General features: G+C 69.1%; 24 protein-coding genes. 16 read left to right on the top strand and 8 right to left on the bottom strand.

Annotated features, from left to right (window positions below; genetic code table 11):
- Positions 1-2 precede the first annotated feature (2 nt).
- The 7 genes from VIL76_RS18705 to VIL76_RS18735 form a co-directional block, all read right to left on the bottom strand.
- Positions 3-548 carry a peroxiredoxin gene (locus tag VIL76_RS18705; protein WP_332046589.1) on the bottom strand — a complete coding sequence of 182 codons (546 nt, stop codon included), beginning with the start codon at positions 546-548 and terminating at the stop codon, positions 3-5.
- A 58-nt stretch (positions 549-606) separates the two neighbouring features.
- On the bottom strand, positions 607-1,467 hold the full coding sequence (locus tag VIL76_RS18710) for a calcium-binding protein (RefSeq protein WP_332046590.1): 861 nt from the start codon (positions 1,465-1,467) through the stop codon (positions 607-609).
- A gap of 93 nt (positions 1,468-1,560) precedes the next feature.
- Positions 1,561-2,529 (bottom strand): DUF4402 domain-containing protein, encoded by a 969-nt coding sequence (locus VIL76_RS18715; RefSeq protein WP_332046591.1) that lies wholly within the window; start codon positions 2,527-2,529, stop codon positions 1,561-1,563.
- A 110-nt stretch (positions 2,530-2,639) separates the two neighbouring features.
- On the bottom strand, positions 2,640-5,459 hold the full coding sequence (locus VIL76_RS18720; RefSeq protein ID WP_332046592.1) for a hypothetical protein: 2,820 nt from the start codon (positions 5,457-5,459) through the stop codon (positions 2,640-2,642).
- Positions 5,440-6,342 (bottom strand): hypothetical protein, encoded by a 903-nt coding sequence (locus VIL76_RS18725; RefSeq protein ID WP_332046593.1) that lies wholly within the window; start codon positions 6,340-6,342, stop codon positions 5,440-5,442. The genes VIL76_RS18720 and VIL76_RS18725 overlap by 20 nt, the downstream gene beginning before the upstream one ends.
- Entirely contained in the window at positions 6,342-6,878 is a 537-nt protein-coding gene (locus VIL76_RS18730) for a hypothetical protein (RefSeq protein WP_332046594.1), read from the bottom strand. The genes VIL76_RS18725 and VIL76_RS18730 overlap by 1 nt, the downstream gene beginning before the upstream one ends.
- Before the next feature lie 74 nt (positions 6,879-6,952).
- Positions 6,953-7,471: a DUF4402 domain-containing protein gene (locus VIL76_RS18735; protein ID WP_332046595.1), complete on the bottom strand. Its 519-nt coding sequence runs from the start codon at positions 7,469-7,471 to the stop codon at positions 6,953-6,955.
- A 719-nt stretch (positions 7,472-8,190) separates the two neighbouring features.
- Here VIL76_RS18735 and fabD point away from each other — a divergent pair.
- From fabD to VIL76_RS18790, 11 genes are all read left to right on the top strand, one after another.
- On the top strand, positions 8,191-9,135 hold the full coding sequence (gene fabD / locus VIL76_RS18740) for an ACP S-malonyltransferase (RefSeq protein ID WP_332046596.1): 945 nt from the start codon (positions 8,191-8,193) through the stop codon (positions 9,133-9,135).
- 16 nt (positions 9,136-9,151) lie between these two features.
- Positions 9,152-9,892, top strand: a complete 741-nt coding sequence (gene fabG, locus VIL76_RS18745; protein ID WP_332046597.1) for a 3-oxoacyl-[acyl-carrier-protein] reductase — start codon at positions 9,152-9,154, stop codon at positions 9,890-9,892.
- 122 nt (positions 9,893-10,014) lie between these two features.
- Complete coding sequence (locus VIL76_RS18750) at positions 10,015-10,254, top strand: acyl carrier protein (RefSeq protein ID WP_012522113.1); 240 nt, start codon at positions 10,015-10,017, stop codon at positions 10,252-10,254.
- A gap of 86 nt (positions 10,255-10,340) precedes the next feature.
- Positions 10,341-11,630, top strand: a complete 1,290-nt coding sequence (gene fabF / locus VIL76_RS18755; RefSeq protein WP_332046598.1) for a beta-ketoacyl-ACP synthase II — start codon at positions 10,341-10,343, stop codon at positions 11,628-11,630.
- Positions 11,631-11,704: 74 nt separating this feature from the next.
- Complete coding sequence (gene mltG / locus VIL76_RS18760) at positions 11,705-12,673, top strand: endolytic transglycosylase MltG (RefSeq protein ID WP_332046599.1); 969 nt, start codon at positions 11,705-11,707, stop codon at positions 12,671-12,673.
- On the top strand, positions 12,673-13,554 hold the full coding sequence (locus VIL76_RS18765) for a YicC/YloC family endoribonuclease (protein ID WP_332046600.1): 882 nt from the start codon (positions 12,673-12,675) through the stop codon (positions 13,552-13,554). The genes mltG and VIL76_RS18765 overlap by 1 nt, the downstream gene beginning before the upstream one ends.
- A gap of 9 nt (positions 13,555-13,563) precedes the next feature.
- Complete coding sequence (gene gmk / locus VIL76_RS18770) at positions 13,564-14,226, top strand: guanylate kinase (RefSeq protein WP_332046775.1); 663 nt, start codon at positions 13,564-13,566, stop codon at positions 14,224-14,226.
- Positions 14,227-14,321: 95 nt separating this feature from the next.
- Positions 14,322-14,516, top strand: a complete 195-nt coding sequence (locus tag VIL76_RS18775; RefSeq protein ID WP_332046601.1) for a hypothetical protein — start codon at positions 14,322-14,324, stop codon at positions 14,514-14,516.
- A gap of 161 nt (positions 14,517-14,677) precedes the next feature.
- On the top strand, positions 14,678-15,031 hold the full coding sequence (locus VIL76_RS18780; protein WP_332046602.1) for a response regulator: 354 nt from the start codon (positions 14,678-14,680) through the stop codon (positions 15,029-15,031).
- A gap of 70 nt (positions 15,032-15,101) precedes the next feature.
- A complete protein-coding gene (locus VIL76_RS18785; RefSeq protein WP_332046603.1) occupies positions 15,102-15,296 on the top strand; it encodes a hypothetical protein in 195 nt (64 codons plus the stop codon).
- A gap of 104 nt (positions 15,297-15,400) precedes the next feature.
- Positions 15,401-15,952, top strand: a complete 552-nt coding sequence (locus tag VIL76_RS18790) for an RcnB family protein (protein WP_332046604.1) — start codon at positions 15,401-15,403, stop codon at positions 15,950-15,952.
- A gap of 64 nt (positions 15,953-16,016) precedes the next feature.
- On the opposite strand, the gene VIL76_RS18795 is transcribed toward VIL76_RS18790, so the two are convergent.
- Positions 16,017-16,214, bottom strand: a complete 198-nt coding sequence (locus tag VIL76_RS18795) for a hypothetical protein (RefSeq protein WP_332046605.1) — start codon at positions 16,212-16,214, stop codon at positions 16,017-16,019.
- A gap of 113 nt (positions 16,215-16,327) precedes the next feature.
- On the opposite strand from VIL76_RS18795, the gene VIL76_RS18800 reads away from it, so the two are divergent.
- From VIL76_RS18800 to VIL76_RS18820, 5 genes are all read left to right on the top strand, one after another.
- Positions 16,328-16,501: a hypothetical protein gene (locus tag VIL76_RS18800; RefSeq protein ID WP_332046606.1), complete on the top strand. Its 174-nt coding sequence runs from the start codon at positions 16,328-16,330 to the stop codon at positions 16,499-16,501.
- Positions 16,502-16,612: 111 nt separating this feature from the next.
- Positions 16,613-18,088 (top strand): UbiA family prenyltransferase, encoded by a 1,476-nt coding sequence (locus VIL76_RS18805; protein ID WP_332046607.1) that lies wholly within the window; start codon positions 16,613-16,615, stop codon positions 18,086-18,088.
- The gene (locus VIL76_RS18810) at positions 18,085-19,386 is read left to right on the top strand and encodes an FAD-binding oxidoreductase (RefSeq protein ID WP_332046608.1); all 1,302 of its coding nucleotides are present in this window, start codon (positions 18,085-18,087) and stop codon (positions 19,384-19,386) included. Before VIL76_RS18805 ends, VIL76_RS18810 begins: the two co-directional genes overlap by 4 nt.
- Positions 19,383-20,129, top strand: a complete 747-nt coding sequence (locus tag VIL76_RS18815; RefSeq protein WP_332046609.1) for an SDR family NAD(P)-dependent oxidoreductase — start codon at positions 19,383-19,385, stop codon at positions 20,127-20,129. Before VIL76_RS18810 ends, VIL76_RS18815 begins: the two co-directional genes overlap by 4 nt.
- Positions 20,126-21,052, top strand: a complete 927-nt coding sequence (locus VIL76_RS18820) for an NAD-dependent epimerase/dehydratase family protein (RefSeq protein WP_332046610.1) — start codon at positions 20,126-20,128, stop codon at positions 21,050-21,052. Before VIL76_RS18815 ends, VIL76_RS18820 begins: the two co-directional genes overlap by 4 nt.
- Position 21,053: the final 1 nt, after the last annotated feature.

The following is a 21,053-nucleotide window of genomic DNA, read 5'->3' on the forward strand; positions in this document are numbered from 1 at the left end:
GCCTACCTCTTCTTGGCGGTCTTGAAGCTCTGCACGGCGCTGAGCGTCTCCGAGACGTGCTGGGACGGGTCGAGCTTGGAGTGGACGTGCAGGATCTGGCCCGAGGGCGCGATCACGTAGGAGGTGCGGTCCGACCAGTCCGGCTTCTGGGGCAGGACAGCATCGTACTGCTTGGCGATCTTGGCGCCGGGATCGGCGGCCACGGGGAACTTGCCGGAGCACTTGTCGGTGTCGGAGGAGATCTGCTGCAGCTTGTCCAGGTTGCCGGCGGTGACGCCAATCACCGTGGCGCCCGCGGCTTTGAACTGGGGCGTGGCGTCGGCGAACATCTTCGCCTCGAGATTGCAGCCCTTCGTGTCGGCCGCGGGGAAGAAGTAGAGCACCACCGGCCCCTTCTTGCGCGCCTGAGCGAGGTTGAAGGTCAGCGCCTTGCCGGCCTGGAAGCCGGGAGCGGTGAAGTCGGGCGCCTTGTCGCCGGCCTTCAGGGCGGCGGCGGCGGGCGTGGCGGCGAGCGCGGCGAGGGCCGCGGCGATGGCGATGCGTTTCATGGAACTCCTCCCAGAGATGTCGGGAGGAGCTTACACGGCCTGAGGGGACGCCGGAACGTCAGAACTCGAAGATGAACCCGCTCTCGCGCAGGGAGGAGAGCTTCACGCCCTCCAGGAAGATGCTGTCGTCACCGTCGACGGAGGTGATCCGCACCCCGCCGTTCTCGGAAGTGACCAGACCCAGCGAGAACAGGCCGCCGTAGCTGCCAGCGAAGCTGGAATCGAGGACGATCTTGTCGGTCTTCACGTCATAATCGGTGATGACGTCGTCGCCCGACCCGGCGGCGAAGCGGAAGTGGTCCGGACTATTGCCGCCGGTGAGCGTGTCGTTGCCCGAGCCACCCGTGAGGGTGTCGGACCCGTTGTCGCCGTAGATCTTGTCGTTGCCTGCGCCGCCGAACAGCCGGTCCGTGCCGTTGTTGCCGTGGATCGTGTCAGCGCCCAGACCGCCGTCGATGGTGTCGTGCTGGTTGCCGCCGTTGAGCACGTCGTTGCCCTTCAGCTGGTAGAGGATGCGCGGGTCGTTGCTGGTGGGCGTGAACGTCTGTGGATGGTTGAGGCCGTTGATGGTCTGGCCCTGCACGGCGTTCCCCGTGACTGTCACGGTGACGGTGGCCGGGTTGCTGCCCTCGTACCAGCTGTCGCGGACGATGTACTGGAAGGTGATCGTGTGGGCGCCCGTGTCGAAGCTCGGGTCGTCGGCGTAGAACCGCAGGCCGACGCGGCCGCTGGGCAGGAAGACCACCTCGATCCGGCCGACCTCGTTGCCGTGTTCGTCGACGGCGGGCGTATACTCGGGCAGGCCGAAGACGTCGAAGGCGTCGGCGTCCGTGTCGTTAGCGAAGACGTCGATGTCCACGTACGCGCCGGAGGCCACGCTTGCGGTGTCGTCATTCGCCACAGGCGGAGTATTGGCCATGGTGGTCCCCGATCTGAGTGCGCCGCCGTAGCACAGCTTCACGGCAATCTGAACCCGTATTGCAGGAGCGGCGCCAAATGGCCGCGCCGCTTCCTAGGAGTAGTTCACCGTAATGGTGTAAATCCCCTTGTAGGCGCCCGTCGTGGTAGAACTGCTGAAGTTTATCGAGCCACCGATGTAGAAGAAGAACTCTCCGCTCAGCGGGATCAGTTGGGCGCCCTGAGCGGTGTTGCTCACCGACATGGGGAGGCTCCCGCCGCTCGGCTGCCGGGTGAGCGTCAGGGTCGGGATCGGCGTCACCGAAACCGAAATCTGCTGCCCCGGCGTGCCGGTGACCTTGTATTTGCCGATCGTATGGCCGCGCACCTGCTGGGCCCCTGTAAGGCTCCAGGAGGCCTCGGCGCCTTGTCCCCCAGCCGGATAGGTCACGCTGCCCGACTGACCGGCCATCAGGGCCAGGGTCCCGAAATCGAGCGGTGTGACCTGGCTGAGCGAGATACCGGCTTGCACATTGGCGTTGGCAGCCAGGTTGCGGCTCGCGCTGGTCACCCCGCTCGCCGTCACCTGCACCGTGTAGGGCCCGGTGGCGGTTCCGATCGTGCCGGTCGCCGCGATCGGCCAGACCACACCGAGCCGGAACGACTTGGAATTGTTGTTGCCGACGCCCGCGATCACGAAGCTCAGAGAGGCGCCGCCGCTCGTGGGGCCGCTCTTCCACGTGGCGGCCCCGCTGTAGCCGAAGGCCGCCGACAGGCCGGTGATCTGCTTGCCGCGCCCCGTGCCTGCTGCGGTGGTGATCGTGACGGTGGTGTCGTTGCCGCAGCTGCTGCCGCCCGAGCAGTTGATGACGATCGTGGTCAGGGCTGTCCGCGTGGGCGTGGGCGGGATGAACCCCCCTGCGCCGCCGGTCACCGAGGTCGAGCCCGTGCTGGCGACCACGGTGAAGGTTGTGTCGCCCGCCGCCGCCGAGGCAACCTTGCCGATATTCGGGTTGGTGGTCGTGGCGGTGATCGAGAACGCCGCGGCGGCGAAACTCTTCGGCCCATAACTCGCAACCGCCACGAAGAACAGAAGTCCAAGCGCCCGGAGAAAGACAATCCCGGGTTGCGGCCATCTCGTTATTCTTGCCGAAAGGGGGGATCGGCGGAGGTTCATCGGGCCTCTATACGCGGTTATTGTGTTTCTTGTACCGGCGTTGCTGTCGCAGCGCTCTGCTGCGGGCGTGGTTCGAAGGCCACCTCCGCACTCGCGTCGCTATTGAAGCCTTCCGATGAAATGACAACGCTCAGCGGCTTCAGAAGGCGCATTCGCAGCCGCTGGGCCTGCTCGGGGTTGAGTTGGACGGTGTATTTGCCCGCCACCACGCCCTCGAAGCTCGCCGCGCCGTCGAACTCGGTCTTGGCTTCCACGATCTTGCCGTCTTCGCCCACGAGCTGGAGCTGCACCGCCGAGAGCCCCACCAGTGAACCGTCGCCGCGCCGCAACAGGATGCGCACCATGACGTCGCCCGTCGGGCGCATGGGATAGGCCACCTCGGTGACGCTGCCCGGCCGGGGGTTCACCTGGATGCTCACCGGCGGCGACCTCAGCGACGGGTTGTCGAGCTCGTCGAGGCTGACGGTGAGGCGCGCGGTGGCCGTGGAGCCGAGGCCGGTGATCAGGACCCGGCCCTCCTCGTTGGTCGCGAAGTTGCGCCCCGAGCTGGTGATGATGAGGTTGCGCACGCCGCCTTCGCCCGCGTCGCGCTCGCCGTTGCCGTTCTGGTCGAGGAAGGCGTGGAAGGCCACCGATCCGCCGCCGCCGACCCCTTCCGAGACCACGCCGTAGCGGCGGCGCACCGGATCGAAGGCGAGGCCGAAATTCACCTGGGCGGCGACCCGCCAGCTCTTGTCCTGGTTGCTGTAGTCGGTGGTCAGGGCGAAATCGCCGAACTTGGTGCGGGTGATCGCCGAGGCGGTGACGTTGAAGCTCTCGAGATTGTCCAGCGACTGGCCGAGGCCGAGGCGCAGGCTGGTCCGTTCCGACAGGTCCCGGTCGGCCGTGATCGCCAGCGCGCGCAGGTGGAACTCGGGCAGGATGTCGTAGTCGATCGTGCTGCGGATCTGCCAGGTGTAGCTGCGGAACGTCGAGGCGGCGAAGAAGCCCGTCAGCCGGGTGTCGTCACGGTTGCGCCCATAGTCGTGGCTGTATTCCAGTCCGCCCGACAGGAGCAGGGCGCCGGTGGTGGCCGACGCCCGGAAGGCCCCCAGGAGGCCGATCTCGCCGTCCGAGTACTCGGTGCGCGCTGTCCGGAAGGAGAGGGGGATGATCCGCCCGAGAAACTGCACGTTGCCGTCGAGGTTCAGCTCGCCGCGGCTGACGAGGGAGCGGGTGAAGTCGACGCCCGGGCCGTTTTCGTCGAGGAACCCGTTCTGGAACAGCAGGTAGCGCACGACGGTCGAGACGCCGAACACCTGGCCCGCGAGCCCAATGCCCTCCGCCGTGCCGCCCTCGCTGTCCATGGCGAGGTCGAGCTGCGTGACGAAGCCGAGCAGGGAGGTGCGCGCGCCCAGTCCATAGAGCCCGCGCGAGGCGCCGCCCGGCGCGGGGATCAGCGCCGCGCCCCCGGTCACGGTGATGAACTGGGTCAAGCCGTAGTTGATCCCGGCAACCACCCGCAGCCGGCCGGCCGAGTCGCTGATGAAGTCGGTCACCTCCTCGTCTGCGAGGAGGAAGAGCGAGCGCTCCTGCTGGACGGCGGCGAACTCGAAGGTCATCTCGCCGCGGGCGAGCTGCGCGCCGCCGACATTGACGATGCGGGTATTCTCGTCGCGCTCCCCGTGCGGTCCGTAGGTCACCACGCGCACGACGTTGACGCCGCGGGTCAGCGGCACGTTGAGGAACTCGTAGCGGCCCTTGTTGGGCGTGTTCTGGCCGCCCTGCAGGACGTCGTTGACGTAGAGCTCGACATCGTAGCCGAGCGGCAGCTCGCCGCGGAGGTCGACGCGGTTGAAGACATTGGTCTGGTCGAGAGGCACGGTCGACAGGGCAAAGCCGCGCCCGTTCAGGCTGCGCGGGCCCAGCGCGAAGCTCGGTGTGTAGACGTCGCCGATGCTGATCTGCCGGGCCTTGAGCGGGCCCAGCAGCCGGCCCTCGACCGAGCGACGCTCGAAGGTCAGGCGCGCGACGGCCGGACCGCCGCGCTCGTCGGATCCGACATAGGCCTGGTAGCCGCCGTAGAGCAGGTCCCCGGCGGCGCGAACATCGTACCGGAAGGGGAACGCCGGCCCTTGCTCCGCTCCGGTGCGGGTGCCGGCCCCCAGGCTGAGGCTCACGTCGAAGTTGGGCATGCTGAAGGGGCCGTAGGGCGACGGGACCCTGAGCAGCTCTTCCTGCGCGCCTGGCGCGCCCTCCGCCGACCTGAGGCGGGCCAGCCGCTCGAGCCGCGACTGGATCGGGATCGGCTCCTTGGCGACGACGCTGATCGCCAGCTCGTTCGGATTGACCTTCAGCTCCAGGGGCAGGAGCCGGTTGATCGCCGAGGCGCGCAGATAGATCTCGTTCGGGGTGACGGCCACGTCCTGCGCGCCCAGCGGCACGGTGCGGCCGCCGACCCGCGCGGTGCCGGTGGCGAGGTCCACCACCAGGGATGTGCGCGACTGCCCCAGGCGCCCCACGATCCGCCGCTCGGCGGGAAGTACGTCGATATCGTATTCGAGGAAGCGGGCAAGCTCGCTCAACGGGATCAGCGGGTCCTGCGGCTCGCCGTAGGCGGCCAGGCCCTCGGTCAGGGTCAGCTTGTCCAGGTCGAGCGCGAAGAGCAGCAGGCTCTCCGGGTCGATCTTGCCCGACGCGGTGAGTGGCGCCGCCTCAGGCGCGATGGCGGCGGCCGGCGACGAGGAGGAGGCAGGATTGGAGGCCGCAGCGGGCTGGGCCCGTGCGACCTGGACGGTCAGCAGTGAGAGGGTTGCGCCGGCGAACCAAGCAAGGCGGCTACAAGTCCATTTTCGCAAGCAGCTTGCCCGGCGAGGTGTCGTCGTCTGTGAAGGTTATTTCCAGCCGCTGGCGCCCCGGATCGCGTGCGAGCGGGATCTTCACGTGCCGCCGCGAAATCTCCGGATAGACCCCGAGCCCGCGGGCAATGCCCAGGGGCTCCCCCCCTTTTTGCCCCTGAACGCGCACTTCAATGTTGCCGAAGAGCGAGCTGGTGCCCCGGCGCACGACGTCGAAGCTGATCACCGGCGTGCGCTTGGGCGCCCGGCCGTCGGTGGACATTTCCGCGTATTCCACGCGGGCGTTCTCGATCGCGGCCTGCACCTCCGGATCCGTGAACCGGACGATGACAGGAATGCTGATGCCGAACACAGACGTGATGGCGAACACCAGGTTGTTCGGGTCGGCCGCGGCGGCCGCTTCGGCGCTCAGGCCGGCGTCGGCGGGCGGAATGGTGGTGACCGTCAGGTGCGTGCGGAACTCGCCGGTGGCGCCCGGCGGCACGCTGGCGACACGCAGGCGCACCGTCTGGCCCTGGCCCGGGGGCAGGGTGACCCGGCGCGGGGAGACCAGGACGACGTCCTTGGCCGACTTCAGCTGGCCGGCGATCGGCTTGGCTTCGGGGTTGTTGGCCGCGTCGCTCGCGGCCATGATCTCGCCGGAGGGCAGCATCACCCGGTCGACGAGGGCGATGTCGAATGTGCCGGCCTGGCCGCCCTGATTGTAGATGTAGACCGTCGCCGAGCGCCGGTTTTTGTCGAACGTCACGCGCTTGGGCGTGATGTTCAGGTTGGCGGGGACGGTGGTGACGGTCGCCTGCGCAGGGCCGGGCTGCTGAGCCTGGGCGCTATAGCCGGTCAGCCCGGCGAGCAGGCCGACAGCCGCCAGAATTTGGACGCGCATCAATTGTACTGAACCAGGAGAACGACGACGCCTTCATAGGGGCCCGGGACGAGTTCGCCGCCGCCGGAGCCGAAGTTGAGAGTGCCGCCAACGTTGACGCTCATTGTGTCGCCAGTGGGGCCGCCCACGACCACGCCGTTGCCGCCCAGGTCGTAGTTGCTGTTGGTGCTGGTTTTCACGGTCAAGGACTCCGTTCCCCCAGTGCGGACGACCTGAAATTCCGCAGGAACGGCCATCGACACTGCTTCGCCAGCTTGGCCGTGAATGGTTAATACGGCATTGCTGCCGATTGAGCCGGGGGTGCCGGCGCCCGCAGAGGTAGCACCGTTCGACTGAAGCCCTGAGGTCCCCGTCACCGACTGGGTCGTGACGGAGGGCAGTACGAGCGTCGTGACCACGTCGACGCGAGCCACGTCGACCAGCGTGACGCTGGCCTCCGCAGTCGCGCGCGACGAAACGCCGTTCGCCGCCCCCGATCCAGCGGAGGCGGCCAGCAGGCAGGTTGTCGCGCAGACGAGTAGGGGCGCTCTGTTCATCGCCTCACGCTATCTGCAAATCCGTTGCCGCGAGCTGAACGCCGGGATGGCGTCCAGCTCCGGCGACAGACAACTCAGTTATAGTGCACTTCGACCGTGAAGGTGCCGGTCTTGGCGGTCGTGCTGGTCGTGTCCGCGAGCACGATGTCGATGGTGCCGCCGACCGTGAAGTCGAAGTCGCTGTCGCCGTCGGTGACGAGCGTGGTCGGCGCGGTGCCGCCCCAGCTGTAGGTGAGGGCGACCGGGTTGGTCAGGCCGGTGACCGTGGCGGTGGTCGGCGCGGTCCACGCGATGGTGGCGCCGTTCTCACCGGTCACGTGGAAGGCCGCGGCCGATTGGCCGGTGCCGACGAAGACCGGGCCGTTGGTGGAGTTCGACAGGCCGCCGCCGGGCGCGATCGTGGCCGTGCCCACAGCCTTGGCGACCTTGCCGAAGACCAGGTCCGCGTCCTTAACGATGGCGATCGGCGCCAGCAGGGTCACCGAGGCGGTGGCCGTGGCGGTCGAGGTGGCCTGCGCGTTGGCGGCCGAAGCGGTCGCGGACAGCGCAGCGGCGCTGACGGCGGCGAGGAGGATCTTCTGGCGAGTGTTCATTTTAGCCCCAGGCTGAGTTGGTCTTGTGAAACGCGAATTTGGTCTTGGCGGAGACTTTATCGTTTACCGGCTGTCCATCCTGATTGGCGTCAAACACCTCTCGGATGCGTCCTTATTATTTTTAAACTGCCGGTTGCGAGCCCCTCATTTAACGAACGGTTATCCACGCCCCTCTAGAACTGCGCCGGCTGACTGTCAAGTTTGAAAGCAACCGGTAACCAAATCGGCCCCCCGTTTTGGGGAATGTGCCGAACTGGGACGCAATCCTTAAGAGTTGCCTAACCCCTGCAAGTGCGATGCACAGGGATCGTGTGCAAAATAGCTTCTGCTAATCTTGGCGCACACGGGAAAACGCGACGCTTTAGGACGCTGTACTTACGAATAGCATATTTCGTCGGTTAACAACCGCCGTTATCCAAAATCCCGCAGGTGCGGGTTCTTTGAACAGGTCGGCGTCTGCTCGCCAATAAGCCCCCCGCTATGCTGTCGAAGCCCCAGAATAGGTAGGCCGCGACAATCCGCCCCGCGAACACACACTCACACGTTCGCGACACAGCAACGCTTGGCTACGGCAAAGGTTTCTCCGCAGGGTTGATCTATTTTCGACCTGCACCAACCGGTGGAGTATGCTCGCCGGGACCTTCGGCCCCGCCTTGCTGGCGAAGGCCTAATCCCCTAACCGTCGCCGGCGCTGAATCGGATGCGCCGGAGCCTTTCTCATGAGCCTCGCCTTCATCTTCCCCGGCCAGGGCAGTCAGGCCGTCGGCATGGGCGCCGACCTTGCCGAAGCCTTCGCGCCCGCGCGCGAGGTGTTCCAGGAGGTGGACGACGCCCTGGGCCAGAAGCTGTCGAACCTGATGCGGGAGGGGCCGGAGGGCGACCTGACCCTTACCGAGAATGCCCAGCCGGCGCTGATGGCGGTGAGCGTGGCGGTGATGCGGGTGCTCGAGCGCGAGTTCGGCGTCGGTGTCGAGAAGGCCGCTTTCGTCGCCGGCCACAGCCTCGGCGAGTATTCGGCCTTGGCGTCCGCCGGCGCCATCAGCCTGGCCGACGCCGCCCGCCTCCTGAAGCTGCGAGGCCAGGCCATGCAGCGGGCCGTGCCGGTGGGGGGCGGCGCCATGGCCTCTCTGATAGGGCCGAAGACCGACGTGGCGCTGGCGGAGGAAGCCGCCGCGGCGGGCGCCGAGCTGGGCGTCTGCGTCGTCGCGAACGACAACAACCAGGGCAATGTGGTGATCTCCGGCGCCAAGGCGGCCGTGGACCGCGCGATCGAGAAGGCCAAGGAGCTCGGCGCGCGGGCCATCCCGCTCAACGTCTCGGCTCCCTTCCACTGCCCGCTGATGCAGCCCGCGGCCGACGAGATGGCGCAGGCGCTGGCCGAGGCCACCATCCTGGCGCCACGCGCGCCTTTGGTGGCCAACGTCACCGCGCGGCCGACGAACGATCCCGAAACCATCCGCCGGCTACTGGTGGAGCAGGTCACCGGCCGGGTCCGCTGGCGCGAGAGCGTGCTGTGGCTGGCCGGGGAGGGTGGCGTGACCCGCTTCGCCGAGGCGGGCGCCGGCAAGGTGCTCTCCGGCATGGCCAAGCGCATCGCTCCGGACGCCGAGGCGACGCCGCTCAACGCCCCCAACGACCTCGAAGCCTTCGCCAAGAGCCTCTAAGGAGACAAACGCCGCCATGTTCGACCTGACCGGCAAGACCGCCCTCGTCACCGGCGCCACCGGCGGCCTCGGCGGCGCGATCGCCAAGGCGCTTCACGCGCAGGGCGCCCACGTCGTCCTCTCCGGCACCCGCGAGGCGGTCCTGCAGGAGCTGGCCGGCGGACTCGGGCAGCGCGTCTCCGTCGCCGCCGCCAACCTCTCCGACGCGGCGGCCGTCGACGGCCTGATCGAGGCGGCCGAGGGCGCTGCGGGCAATCCGCTCGACATCGTCGTCGCCAACGCCGGCATCACCCGCGACGGCCTGCTCATGCGAATGAAGGACGAGGACTGGGAGGCCGTGATCAAGGTCAACCTGGAGAGCTACTTCCGCCTCGCGCGCGCCTCCATGCGCGGGATGATGAAGCGCCGGCACGGCCGCATCATCGGCATCACCTCGGTGGTGGGCGTGATGGGCAATCCGGGCCAGGCCAACTACGCCGCGTCCAAGGCCGGGATGATCGGCTTCTCCAAGGCGCTCGCCCAGGAAGTGGCCAGCCGCGGCATCACCGTCAACTGCGTGGCCCCCGGCTTCATCGAGAGCCCGATGACCGACGCACTGAACGAGCAGCAGAAGACCCAGATCCTCGGCACCATCCCCGCGGGCAAGCTGGGTGCGGGGGCCGACGTGGCCGCGGCCTGCGTCTACCTCGCCAGCGACGAAGCCGCCTACGTCACCGGCCAGACCCTGCACGTCAACGGCGGCATGGCCATGATCTAAGCCTCGCCAGCCGGGAGGGAACATGCTACCCGGCGGCCCGAACCAAACACCCTTGGCGACGGTTGACTTCACCGTCGGCCTCGCCGAGACAGCAAGCTTGACTAGCCTGAGGGACCTACCTGATGTCCGACGTCCTTGAACGCGTCCGTAAGATCGTGATCGAGCATCTCGATGCTGATCCCGAGAAGGTCACCGAGAAGGCCTCCTTCATCGACGACCTGGGCGCCGACAGCCTCGACAACGTCGAGCTGGTGATGGCCTTCGAAGAGGAGTTCGACATCGAAATCCCCGACGACGCGGCCGAGCACATCCAGACGGTCGGCGACGCCGTGAAGTTCATCCAGGAGCGACTGGGCGCTTAAGCGCTTGATCTCTACCCGGATTTTGGCCGCCGCGTCGCCGAGGGCTCATGCCCGGAGCCGCGGCGGTCTTCGTTTGAGGTGAACCGATGCGTCGTGTGGTCGTAACCGGAATCGGACTGGTGACCCCGCTGGGGTCCGGTGTCGAGCACGCCTGGAAGGCGATCCTGGCCGGCAAGTCCGGCGCCGGCCGCATCAGCGCCTTCGATCCCTCCGCCTTCGCCTGCCAAGTGGCCTGCGAAGTGCCGCGCGTCGATGGCCGCGGCGGCGGCGGGCCGGACGTGCCGGGCTCGTTCGATCCCAACGAGACCCTTGCGCCGAAGGACCAGCGCCGGGTCGACGACTTCATCCTCTACGCCATCGCCGCCGCCGACGAGGCGGTGAAGGATTCCGGCTGGATGCCCGGCGAGGACGACAACGAAGGCCGCGAGCGCACGGGCGTGATGATCGGCTCCGGCATCGGCGGCCTCGGCGCCATCGCCGAGACCGCGGTCGAGCTGCACGAGAAGGGGCCGCGTCGGATCAGCCCGTTCTTCATCCCCTCGGCGCTGATCAACCTGGCCAGCGGCCAGGTCTCGATCCGCTGGGGCTTCAAGGGTCCGAACCACTCCGTCGTCACCGCCTGCGCCACCGGCGCCCATGCCATCGGCGACGCCGCGCGGATCATCAAGTACGGCGACGCCGACGTGATGGTGGCGGGCGGCGCGGAAGGCTCGGTGGTGCCGGTGGGCATCGCCGGCTTCGTGGCCTGCCGGGCCATGTCCACCGGCTTCAACGACACGCCGGAGAAGGCCAGCCGCCCCTACGACAAGGACCGCGACGGCTTCGTCATGGGCGAGGGCGCCGGCGTCCTGGTGCTCGAGGAGTACGAGCACGCCAAGGCCCGCGGGGCGAAGATCTATGCCGAGGTGGCCGGCTACGGGATGGCCGGCGATGCCTACCACATCACCGCCCCGGCCGAGGACGGCGACGGCGGCTTCCGCGCCATGCGCGCGGCGCTGAAGGACGCCGGCGTAGAGCCCGCAGACATCGACTACATCAACGCCCACGGCACCTCCACGCCGCTCGGCGACGAGATCGAGCTGGGCGCCGTCGAGCGCCTGCTGGGCAACGCCGCGGCCAAGGTGACCATGAGCTCGACCAAGTCGGCCACCGGCCACCTGCTGGGCGCCGCCGGCGCCATCGAGGCGGCCTTCACCGTGCTGGCCATCCGCGACCAGATCGCGCCGCCGACGATCAACCTGGAGAATCCCTCCGTGGAGACCCCCATCGACCTCGTGCCGAACAAGGCCAAGCCGATGGAGATCAACGTGGCGCTCTCCAACTCCTTCGGCTTCGGCGGCACCAACGCCTCGGTGGTGTTCAAGAAGGTCGCGTGAGCCGACGCCCGCGCCCGCGACGCAGCTGGAGCCGGCGCAAGGCGCCTCCAGGGCCCCTCAGGCTGGTGGGAGGCGTGCTCTTCGCCCTCACCGCGTTCGCGGTGGTGGCCGGCGCCTGGGTGCTCTTCACCTATGCGGGGCCGGGGCCCGCCAGTAAGCCGACCACTGTGGTGCTGGAACGCGGCTCCGGCGTGACCGGGATCGCCGACGATCTGGCGAAGGCCGGGCTGATCCGGTCGAAGGCCGTGTTCCTCGCCTTCGTCCAGCTGACGGGGGCGGGCAAACGGCTGCAGGCGGGCGAGTACGAGTTCAAGCCCCGCGCCTCCATGGCCGGCATCATGAGCGACATCCGCGAAGGCCGGGTGGTGAAGCACTACGTCACCGTCCCCGAAGGCTGGACCAGCGACATGGCGCTGGAAGCGGTGATGAAGCAGCCCGTGCTGGTGGGCGAGGCCCAGGCCCCGCCAGAAGGCGCCCTGCTGCCGGACACCTACCAGGTGCAGCGCGGCGACGCGCGTCAGGCTGTGCTCCAGCGCATGGTCGAGGCCCAGGACAGGCTGATGGCCGAGCTTTGGCCGAAGCGCGCGGCCGACCTGCCGTTCTCTACCCCTGATGAGGCGGTCACCCTGGCCTCCATCGTCGAGAAGGAGACCGGCGTCGCGGCCGAGCGGCCGCGGATCGCGGCGGTGTTCGTCAACCGGCTGCGCTCAGGCATGCGGCTGGAGAGCGACCCCACCATCATCTACGGCATCAGCAAGGGCCGGCCGCTCGGACGCGGAATCCTCGCCTCGGAGATCGCCGCGGCGACGGCCTACAACACCTACCAGATCGCGGGCCTCCCCCCGACGCCGATCGCCAACCCGGGCCGCGCGTCGATCGAGGCGGTGCTCAATCCGCCGAAGACGACCGAGCTGTTCTTCGTGGCCAACGGCAAGGGCGGGCACGTCTTCGCCTCGACCTTCGACGAGCACCAGCGCAACGTCGCCAACTGGAGGGCCGTGGAGCGGCAGCAGGCCGCGGCGGCGGCCCGGGGAGGGCGCTGATGCCGATCTCGGGGATGACCGGCTTCGGCCGGACCGAAGGCGCGCTCGGCGCCTGGAGCTGGGCTGTCGAGGCCCGCTCGGTGAACGGCCGCAACCTGGAGGTCCGCTTCCGCGGCCCGCCGGGGTTCGAGGGGCTCGAGCGGGCGGCGCGCGAGGGGGCGCAGGCCCGGTTCCAGCGGGGCCAGCTCACCATCGGGCTGCAAGCGAAGCGGGCGGAGGGCGCCGGCGCCGTGCGCCTGAACCTCGAGCAGCTGGAGCGCTATCTGGCGGCGGGCGAGGCCTATGTCGCGGCCGGCCGCGCACAGCCGCCCACGCTGGACGGGCTCCTGGCGCTGAAGGGCGTCATCGAGGCGGCTGACGCGCTGGAGGATCCGGAGGCGCAGACCGAGCTGGAGGCCGTCATGGCCGCGTCGATCGCTCAGGCGCTGGACGGCCTAGCGGCCGCGCGCCAGGAAGAGGGCGCGGCGCTCACCGGCGTGCTGTCGGGGCTCGTGGACCGTATCGCGAGCCTGGTCTCGGCGGCCGAGGCCCAGGCGGCCGAGCAGCCGGCGGCGATCAAGGAACGCTACCAGCGCCGGATGGTGGAGCTCGCCGGCGACGCCGTGTCCGAGGAGCGGATCGTGCAGGAAGCCGCCGCGATGGCCGGCAAGGCCGACGTGCGCGAGGAGATCGACCGGCTGGGCGGGCACGTCGACGCCGCCCGCGCCCTGGTGGGCGGCGACGGCGCGGTGGGCCGGCGGCTGGACTTCCTGACCCAGGAGTTCATGCGCGAGGCCAACACCCTGTGCTCCAAGTCGGCGCTCTCCGCCTTGACCGCGACCGGGCTGGACCTCAAAGCCGTCATCGAGCAGTTCCGCGAGCAGGTCCAGAATGTGGAGTAGGCGGTCTTGATCGCGCACGACGACCACCACGCCAAGCCCTGGGAGACCGTCCGGCGCGGCCTGCTCCTGCTGGTCTCCAGCCCGGCGGGCGCCGGGAAGACCTCGCTCTCGCGGCGCCTGGCCGCCGACTACGCCGGCATGACCCTGTCGATCTCCGCCACCACCCGCGCCCCCCGCCCGGGCGAGCAGGAGGGCCGGGAGTACTTCTTCAAGTCGCGGCCTGAGTTCGAGGCGATGATCGAGCGCGACGAGCTGTTCGAGTGGGCCGAGGTGAATGGCCAGCTCTACGGCACGCCGAAGGCGCCGGTGATCTCGGCCATGGAGGCTGGCCGCGACGTGCTGTTCGACATCGACTGGCAGGGCGCGCGGCAGATCGCGACCAAGGCCCCGGACGATTCGGTGCGGGTCTTCATCCTGCCGCCGTCGTGGCAGGATCTGGCGCGGCGGCTGCACGCCCGCGCCCAGGACAGCGTCGAGGTCATCGAGCAGCGCCTGGACCTTGGCAAGCGCGAGATCATGCACTGGCGCGAGTACGACTACATCATCGTCAACAAGGACTTCGACCGGGCCTACGCCGACCTGATCCACATCTACCGCGCCGAGCGGATGAAGCCGGGCCGCAACCCCTGGCTCCCGCCCTTCGTCGAGGACCTGCTGTCCGAAAAGGTCTGACGGCCGAGCCTACGTAGTTCCCCCAGCCGTAGGACCCCCGAATGGCGGTGGCCGCCCCGCCGGAGCATCTGTGAGCCTGGTTTGCGAGTAGGCTCATGTACCGGCTTAATGTGTTCCACGACGGACGGACGACCCCCACCCAGACCGTGGCGTTGAGCCAGGCGGGCGATGTCCTGACCAGCATTCCCATGCTGCTGGAGCAATTTCCCGACTGCGCCAGGGTCGAGGTGACGGCCGGCGCGGTTCGTCTGTTCTCCGTTGACTGCAAGGGAAACCGAATCCCGTCCTGACAACCTGTGGATGGCGCGCCGCTATCGGAGATAGCGGCTTGGAATCCCCGGCGAAATCGCTATGTCGGGTTCCTGACGCGGCGCGAAGACCGCGATGACCGGACAAGTGACGACGAGGGACAATGGCCGCGGCGGCGCGACGACTGGAGCGTGGGGCGCGCGTGCTCGTAGTCGAGGACGAGCCGGGGGTCTGCGCTATCATCTCCGATATCCTGGACGACGCCGGCTACGACACCCACTGCGTGGAGAGCGACCGCGCCGCTTACTCGATATTGGCGCGCGCGCGCCGCTACGATGCCCTGGTGGTCGACATCAACCTGGGCGCCGGGACGACCGGGTTCGACGTCGCCCGCTTCGCGCGCCAGATGCAGCCGGACCTGGCGGTGATGTACGTCACCGGGCAGGCCTCGCCCGAAGCCTTCAAGGCGTTCGGCGTACCGGACTCCGGCTTCCTGCCGAAACCGTTCGACGCGGCGGACCTCGTGCTGACCCTCGAGACACTGCTCGGCGTATGATCATGGACCCGAGGCCAGGAACCGAGCTTGGCCGCAGGGCGTTCGCGCTCAAGCTTCCGGTGTGAGTGCCATGAACAGCTACCGGCTCTACTACCTCGACTACGCAGGCCACATCCACGAGGCGCGGACCTTCGACTGCGCCGACGACGCCCACGCCCAGCGGCTGGCGGAGGCCCAGGCCGACCGCCGCTCCATGGAGCTGTGGACGGGCCAGCGCCTGGTGCGCGCCTACGCCCACGTTCCCGACGCCGACGTCGACGCGTAACGCCGCTCGCCACACCGTCGCCATGGAGATGAGCGGCGGGTTCAGCGGGGGTTCAGCCAGCCGGCGCCATTCATCCTGGGCGTGTCGTGTTGGAGGCGAGGCCCATGAAGAAGATTCTGTACGCCATGTCGGCGCTGGCCGTGGTGGCGGCCCCTGTAGCGGCCAGCGCCGCGCCGGGCGATTACGGGCGGCACGAGCGGCGGGAGGACCGGCGAGAGCTGCGCGAGGACCGCCGCGAGCTGCGCGAGGACCGGCGCGACGCACGCCGTGACGGCGTGATCACCCGCTACGAGCGCCGCGAGCTCGACCGCGACCGGCGCGAAGTGCGCCGCGACCAGCGCGAGCTGCGCTACGACCGGCGCAACGCCGACAGCTGGCGCGGCCGCACCGAATGGCGGGATTACCGCGGCGCCCGCGGCGGCTACTGGTACGCGCCGGGCTACGGCTACCGCGCCTATTCGCCGAGCTACCGCACCTACTGGCGGCGCGGCGCCTACGTGCCGATGACCTACCGCAGCTACTACGTCCAGGACCCGTACTACTACGGCCTGTACGCCCCGCCTCCGGGGCACCGCTGGGTCTACGCCGACGGCAACTTCGTCCTGATGGCGCTGGCCACAGGCCTGATCCTCGAGGTGATGGCCGGGGGCTGGTAGGCGCGGCCGCGGCACGAAACGACAAGCCCCGGCTGTTGCGCCGGGGCTTCTTCGTTTCGGGCTCCTAGTCTTCCTTGAAGCTGCGGGGCTCCGGCGGCAGGTCGACGCGCGAGAGCGCGCCGCTCGCCGAGAGTATCTCCGCGGCTTCGCGCGCGAGGTTCTCGGCTTCGCGCTTGGTGGGGGCCGTGGCGAGCGTCTCGCCGTCGGCTGCTACGCCCCAGCGCCGGCCTTCGCGCTTAACCTCGAGACGCGACGGTTGCATTGAATATCCTTCCAGACGCCCCCCGGGATGGCCGACTTTAACAAAAGGCTGGCAGCGCCGGTTCCTCCGTCCCGCCGTTGCGCCACGCCGCCCGGACGGCGCAAGCTGCCGGCATGTCCGATGAGCGCCCTCCCATCACCGACGCCGAGTACCGCGTCGTGCGCGGGCCCTGGCCGCGTTGGGCCTACCGGATGGGGCTGTGGGGCCTGGCGCTGTGGACCGGCGCCATCGTCGCGGCGTGCATCCTCCTGGCCTTCCTCGTGATGGCGCTGTGGCCTGACCCCTGAGGGGCGGTTGACTCCGCCGCGGCGAGACTCAAGGGTCCGGCCCCCGCACTTGCCGCTGTGAATCGCACGCAGCGGTCTGCAAGATGCGGTCGAGTCGAATGGGGTGGGAGCGTGGGGCGCGGATCGGCGCAGGGCTTTGCGGAGGAGCGGTCGCCGGCGGCGGCGCAGGCGCTCGCCCCGCTGGTGGTCGACCTGGACGGCACCCTGATCCGCAGCGACACCCTGGACGAGAGCTTCGCCTCGGCCTTCTTCCGCCGCCCGTTCCTGACGCTCTGGACCGTGATCGTAAGCCTGCTCGGCGGGCGGGCGCAGCTGAAGGCGGCGCTGTGCCGGCTGGGCCCGATCGAGGCCGAGACCCTGCCGTTCCGGCACGAGTTGATCGCCTATCTGGCGGATCAGAAGCGCGAGGGCCGCGAGCTGCACCTGGCGACTGCTGCGCACTGCGACATCGCCGAGCGGGTGGCGGCGAGCACCGGCCTGTTCGACCAAGTATTCTCCAGCGACGGGGCGCGCAACCTGAAGGGCCGCGGCAAGGCCGAGGTCCTGGCCGCGGCGTTCCCCGACGGCTTCGCCTATGCCGGCGACAGCCGTGCGGACCTGGCCGTCTGGGCGTGCGCCAAGAGCGGCGTGGTGGTGGGCTCGCCCGCCTTTGCCCAGGAGGTAGCGTCGCGCACGCCGGTGGAGCGCCACATCGAGCGCACCGCCGCGGGCTTCAAACCCTGGATCAAGGCGGCTCGTCCGCACCAGTGGTCCAAGAACGCCATGATCGTGGTCCCTGTCGTTCTCGGGTGGAACCACCTGACCCTGGCGGGCGGCCTTGCCGTCCTGGCGGCCCTGGTCCTGTTCTCGCTGCTGAGCTCGCTCACCTACGTCGTCAACGACATCGCCGACTTGGCGGCCGACCGGCGGCACCCGACCAAGCGCGCCCGGCCGTTCGCCTCCGGAGCCCTGCCGGTGCGCTACGGGCTAGTTGGCGCGATCGTGGGGATACCGGCGGTGCTGACGGCGGCCTGGTTCGTCGCGCCGCCGCTGGCCGCCTGCATGGCCGCCTACGGGATCGTCACCGTCGCCTATTCCAGCGGCCTGAAGCGGATCCCGATCCTCGACTGCTTCATCATCGGCTCGCTGTTCACCCTGCGCCTCATCGCCGGGATCACCGCGGCGAGCCTTATCTGGTCCCCATGGCTGCTCACCTTCGCGGCCTCGTTCTTCTTCTCGCTGGCGCTGGCGAAGCGGCACACCGAGCTGGTCGGCGGCGGACCGGCGGCGGTGGGACCGGTCCCCGGACGCGGGTACCGCTACGAGGATCGCGGCCTGACCCTGGTGTTCGGGATCGCGGCGGCGACGGCTTCGATCATCATCCTCGTGCTCTACCTGATGGAGGAGGTGTTCCCGCAGGGCTTCTACGGCCATCCGCAGTGGCTGTGGGCCGCCCCGCCGATCCTGTTCCTGTGGGTCAGCCGCATCTGGCTGCTCGCCAACCGCGGCGAGATGCACGACGACCCGGTGGTGTTCGCGCTCAAGGACCGGGTGAGCCTGGGGCTCGGCGCGGTGCTCGCCGCCGCCTTCCTCCTCGCGCTGGTTTGAGCGCCTTCCGCACCACCACCGGGCTGACTTCCTGGGGTCGCGTCGACCGCCCCCGGCAGGACGTCGCCACGCCCCGCTGGGCCGACGAGCTTGCGGGTCTTGTCGGCGGCGAGCGCCTTCTGGCGGTCGGGCTGGGGCGGTCCTATGGCGACAGCGGCCTGAACCCCGACGGCCGCGTCGTGGCCATGCGCGGCCTGGACCGCGTCCACGGCTTCGATGCCGCCACCGGCGTCGTCCGCGCCGACGCCGGCTTATCCCTCGACGACCTCATCCGGCTCGCTCTGCCGCACGGCTGGTTCCCGGCGGTGGTCCCGGGGACCAAGTACGTGACCCTCGGCGGCGCCATCGCCAATGACATCCATGGCAAGAACCACCACCGCGAGGGGACCTTCGGCCGCCACGTGCGCCGGCTATGTCTCCTCAGGACAGACGGCTCGGTGCGCGAGCTCGCGCCGGGGGACCCGCTGTTCGCCGCCACGGTCGGCGGCCTCGGGCTGACCGGCGTGATCGCCTGGGCCGAGATCCAGCTGTCCCCGGTGTCGGGCGCCTGGATGGCCTCCGAGGACATCGCCTTCAACAGGCTGTCGGAGTTCTTCGATCTGGCCGAGGCCAGCGAGGCGGGGTTCGACTACACCGTCTCCTGGATCGACTGCACGACGCGCAACGGGCGCGGAATCTTCTCCCGCGCGAACCCGGACGGAAGTCCCGACCGTACGCCGCACGACCCGCCGAAGATCGCCCTGCCGCTGGACTTCCCGTCGTTCGCGCTCAACCCGCTGACCCTGAAGGCCTTCAACACCTTCCGCTTCGCCGCCAAGAGCGCCATGGCGGGCAAGAAGACCGTCCACTACGAGACCTTCCAGTTCCCGCTGGACGCCATCGGCCAGTGGAACCGCCTCTACGGGCCCAAAGGCTTCTATCAATACCAGTGCGCCATCCCGTCGGCGGCCGCGCGCGACGCCACCGCCGAGCTCATGAGCCAGATCGCCAGGAGCGGGCAGGGGTCGTTCCTGGCGGTGCTGAAGACCTTCGGGGACGTGCCCTCGCCGGGCCTGCTCTCATTCCCGATCAAGGGCGCGACCCTGGCCCTGGATTTCCAGAATGGCGGCGATGCGACGCTCAGGCTGCTTGAACGCCTGGACCGGGTGGTGCTGGAAGCAGGCGGCCGGCTCTACCCCGCCAAGGACGGGCGGATCAGCGCGGCGATGTTCCGGGCGAGCTATCCCAACCTTGAGGAGTTCATGAAGCATCGCGATCCGGGCCTGACCTCGGCGTTCTGGCGCAGGGTGGCGGCATGACCGGCCACGTCATCGTACTGGGGGCGACGTCCGCCATGGCCGAGGCCACGGCGCGGCTCTACGCCGCCGAGGGAGCCTCGCTCACGCTGGTCGGGCGGCAGGCGGAGCGGCTGGAGGCTATCGCGGCGGACCTGAAGGCGCGCGGGGCGAGCGCCGTCGACACGGCCGTCGAGGACCTGGGCCAGGCGAAGGCGCCGGCGAAGCGCCTCTCCGACTGGGCGGGCGGACGGACCGTGGATGCGGTGCTGCTGTTCTACGGGGTGCTCGGCGACCAGGCCCGTGCCGAAAGCGACCTCGACCACGCCGCCGAGGTTCTGCAGGTGGACTTCACCAGCGCCGCTCTCTGGAGCCTGGCCGCCGCCAGCTTGCTGGAGGGGCAGGGGCGGGGCGCCCTCGTTGTCGTGGGGTCGGTTGCGGGCGACCGGGGGCGGCAGTCGAACTACGTCTATGGCGCGGCGAAGGGCGGGCTGGGGGTGCTGGTGCAGGGCATCGCCCACCGGCTGGCGTTGAGGAACTCGGGCGCGCGGGCGGTGCTGGTGAAGCCGGGCTTCGTCGACACGCCGATGACCGACCGCATGGCCAAGGGTGGCCCGCTGTGGGCCACGCCGGAGGCAGTGGCGAAGATCGTCCGGCGCGCCGCCGAGCGCGGTGGGCCGGTGCAGTACGCGCCGGGCTTCTGGCGGCTGATCATGCTGGTCATCCGCGTGATCCCGTCGGCCATTTTCCACAAGCGCCCACTGTGAAGACCGTCCTCGTCACCGGCGCCGCCGGCCTGGTCGGCCAGAACCTGATCCCGCGCCTGAAGGACCGCGGCTACCGGGTCATCGGCATCGACAAGCATCCGACCAACACCAAGCGCCTCGCCGAACTGCACCCGGATATCCGGGTCATCGAGGCGGACCTGGCGAAGCCCGGTGACTGGCAGGCGGCCTTCGGAGGTGTCGACGCCGTGGTGCTGAACCAGGCCCAGATCGGCGGCCTCGACCGCGCCGAGTTCGTGGCCAACAACGTCACCGCCACCGAGCACATCCTGGACGCCATTGGCCGGCACGAGGTCCCGTACTTCGTGCACATCTCCTCCTCGGTGGTGAACTCCCAGGCCCAGGATCTCTACGTGGAGACCAAGACGGCGCAGGAGAAGATCGTCGCCGGACATCCGACGCCGCACGCAATCCTTCGGCCGACACTGATGTTCGGCTGGTTCGACAGGAAGCACCTGGGGTGGCTGCGACGGTTCATGGACCGCTCGCCGGTGTTTCCTATTCCCGGCAATGGCCGCTACCGGCGCCAGCCGCTCTACGCCGGGGACTTCTCGGCGGTGATCGCCTCGGCCATCGAGCGCGGGACCACCGGCGCTTACGACATCTCCGGCCGCCGCGAGATCGACTACGTGGAGCTGATCCGCGCCATCAAGCGGATCAGCGGCGCGAAGGCGGCCATCGTTCACATCCCATACGGCCTGTTCTGGATCCTGCTGTGGCTCTACGCCCGGTTCGACAGGAACCCGCCGTTCACGACGAACCAGCTGGCGGCGCTGGTCATCCCCGAGGTGTTCCCGGTGATCGACTGGCCGGAGATCTTCGGCGTGCGCGAGACGCCGCTGGACGAGGCGCTGACCGAAACCTTCCGCGATCCGCGCTACAGCCACATCGTGCTGGACTTCTGAG

Source organism: Phenylobacterium sp., assembly GCF_036563285.1.
GTDB lineage: Bacteria > Pseudomonadota > Alphaproteobacteria > Caulobacterales > Caulobacteraceae > Phenylobacterium.

Bases quoted from the DNA above. Each gene is read 5' to 3' on its own strand.
- VIL76_RS18735 (WP_332046595.1), bottom strand. From the start codon at position 7,471: ATGAACACTCGCCAGAAGATCCTCCTCGCCGCCGTCAGCGCCGCTGCG.
- VIL76_RS18710 (WP_332046590.1), bottom strand. From the start codon at position 1,467: ATGGCCAATACTCCGCCTGTGGCGAATGACGACACCGCAAGCGTGGCC.
- VIL76_RS18775 (WP_332046601.1), top strand. From the start codon at position 14,322: ATGTACCGGCTTAATGTGTTCCACGACGGACGGACGACCCCCACCCAG.
- VIL76_RS18785 (WP_332046603.1), top strand. From the start codon at position 15,102: ATGAACAGCTACCGGCTCTACTACCTCGACTACGCAGGCCACATCCAC.
- fabG (WP_332046597.1), top strand. From the start codon at position 9,152: ATGTTCGACCTGACCGGCAAGACCGCCCTCGTCACCGGCGCCACCGGC.
- VIL76_RS18725 (WP_332046593.1), bottom strand. From the start codon at position 6,342: ATGCGCGTCCAAATTCTGGCGGCTGTCGGCCTGCTCGCCGGGCTGACC.
- fabF (WP_332046598.1), top strand. From the start codon at position 10,341: ATGCGTCGTGTGGTCGTAACCGGAATCGGACTGGTGACCCCGCTGGGG.
- VIL76_RS18765 (WP_332046600.1), top strand. From the start codon at position 12,673: ATGCCGATCTCGGGGATGACCGGCTTCGGCCGGACCGAAGGCGCGCTC.
- VIL76_RS18730 (WP_332046594.1), bottom strand. From the start codon at position 6,878: ATGAACAGAGCGCCCCTACTCGTCTGCGCGACAACCTGCCTGCTGGCC.
- VIL76_RS18750 (WP_012522113.1), top strand. From the start codon at position 10,015: ATGTCCGACGTCCTTGAACGCGTCCGTAAGATCGTGATCGAGCATCTC.
- VIL76_RS18790 (WP_332046604.1), top strand. From the start codon at position 15,401: ATGAAGAAGATTCTGTACGCCATGTCGGCGCTGGCCGTGGTGGCGGCC.
- VIL76_RS18795 (WP_332046605.1), bottom strand. From the start codon at position 16,214: ATGCAACCGTCGCGTCTCGAGGTTAAGCGCGAAGGCCGGCGCTGGGGC.
- VIL76_RS18800 (WP_332046606.1), top strand. From the start codon at position 16,328: ATGTCCGATGAGCGCCCTCCCATCACCGACGCCGAGTACCGCGTCGTG.
- VIL76_RS18705 (WP_332046589.1), bottom strand. From the start codon at position 548: ATGAAACGCATCGCCATCGCCGCGGCCCTCGCCGCGCTCGCCGCCACG.
- fabD (WP_332046596.1), top strand. From the start codon at position 8,191: ATGAGCCTCGCCTTCATCTTCCCCGGCCAGGGCAGTCAGGCCGTCGGC.
- VIL76_RS18815 (WP_332046609.1), top strand. From the start codon at position 19,383: ATGACCGGCCACGTCATCGTACTGGGGGCGACGTCCGCCATGGCCGAG.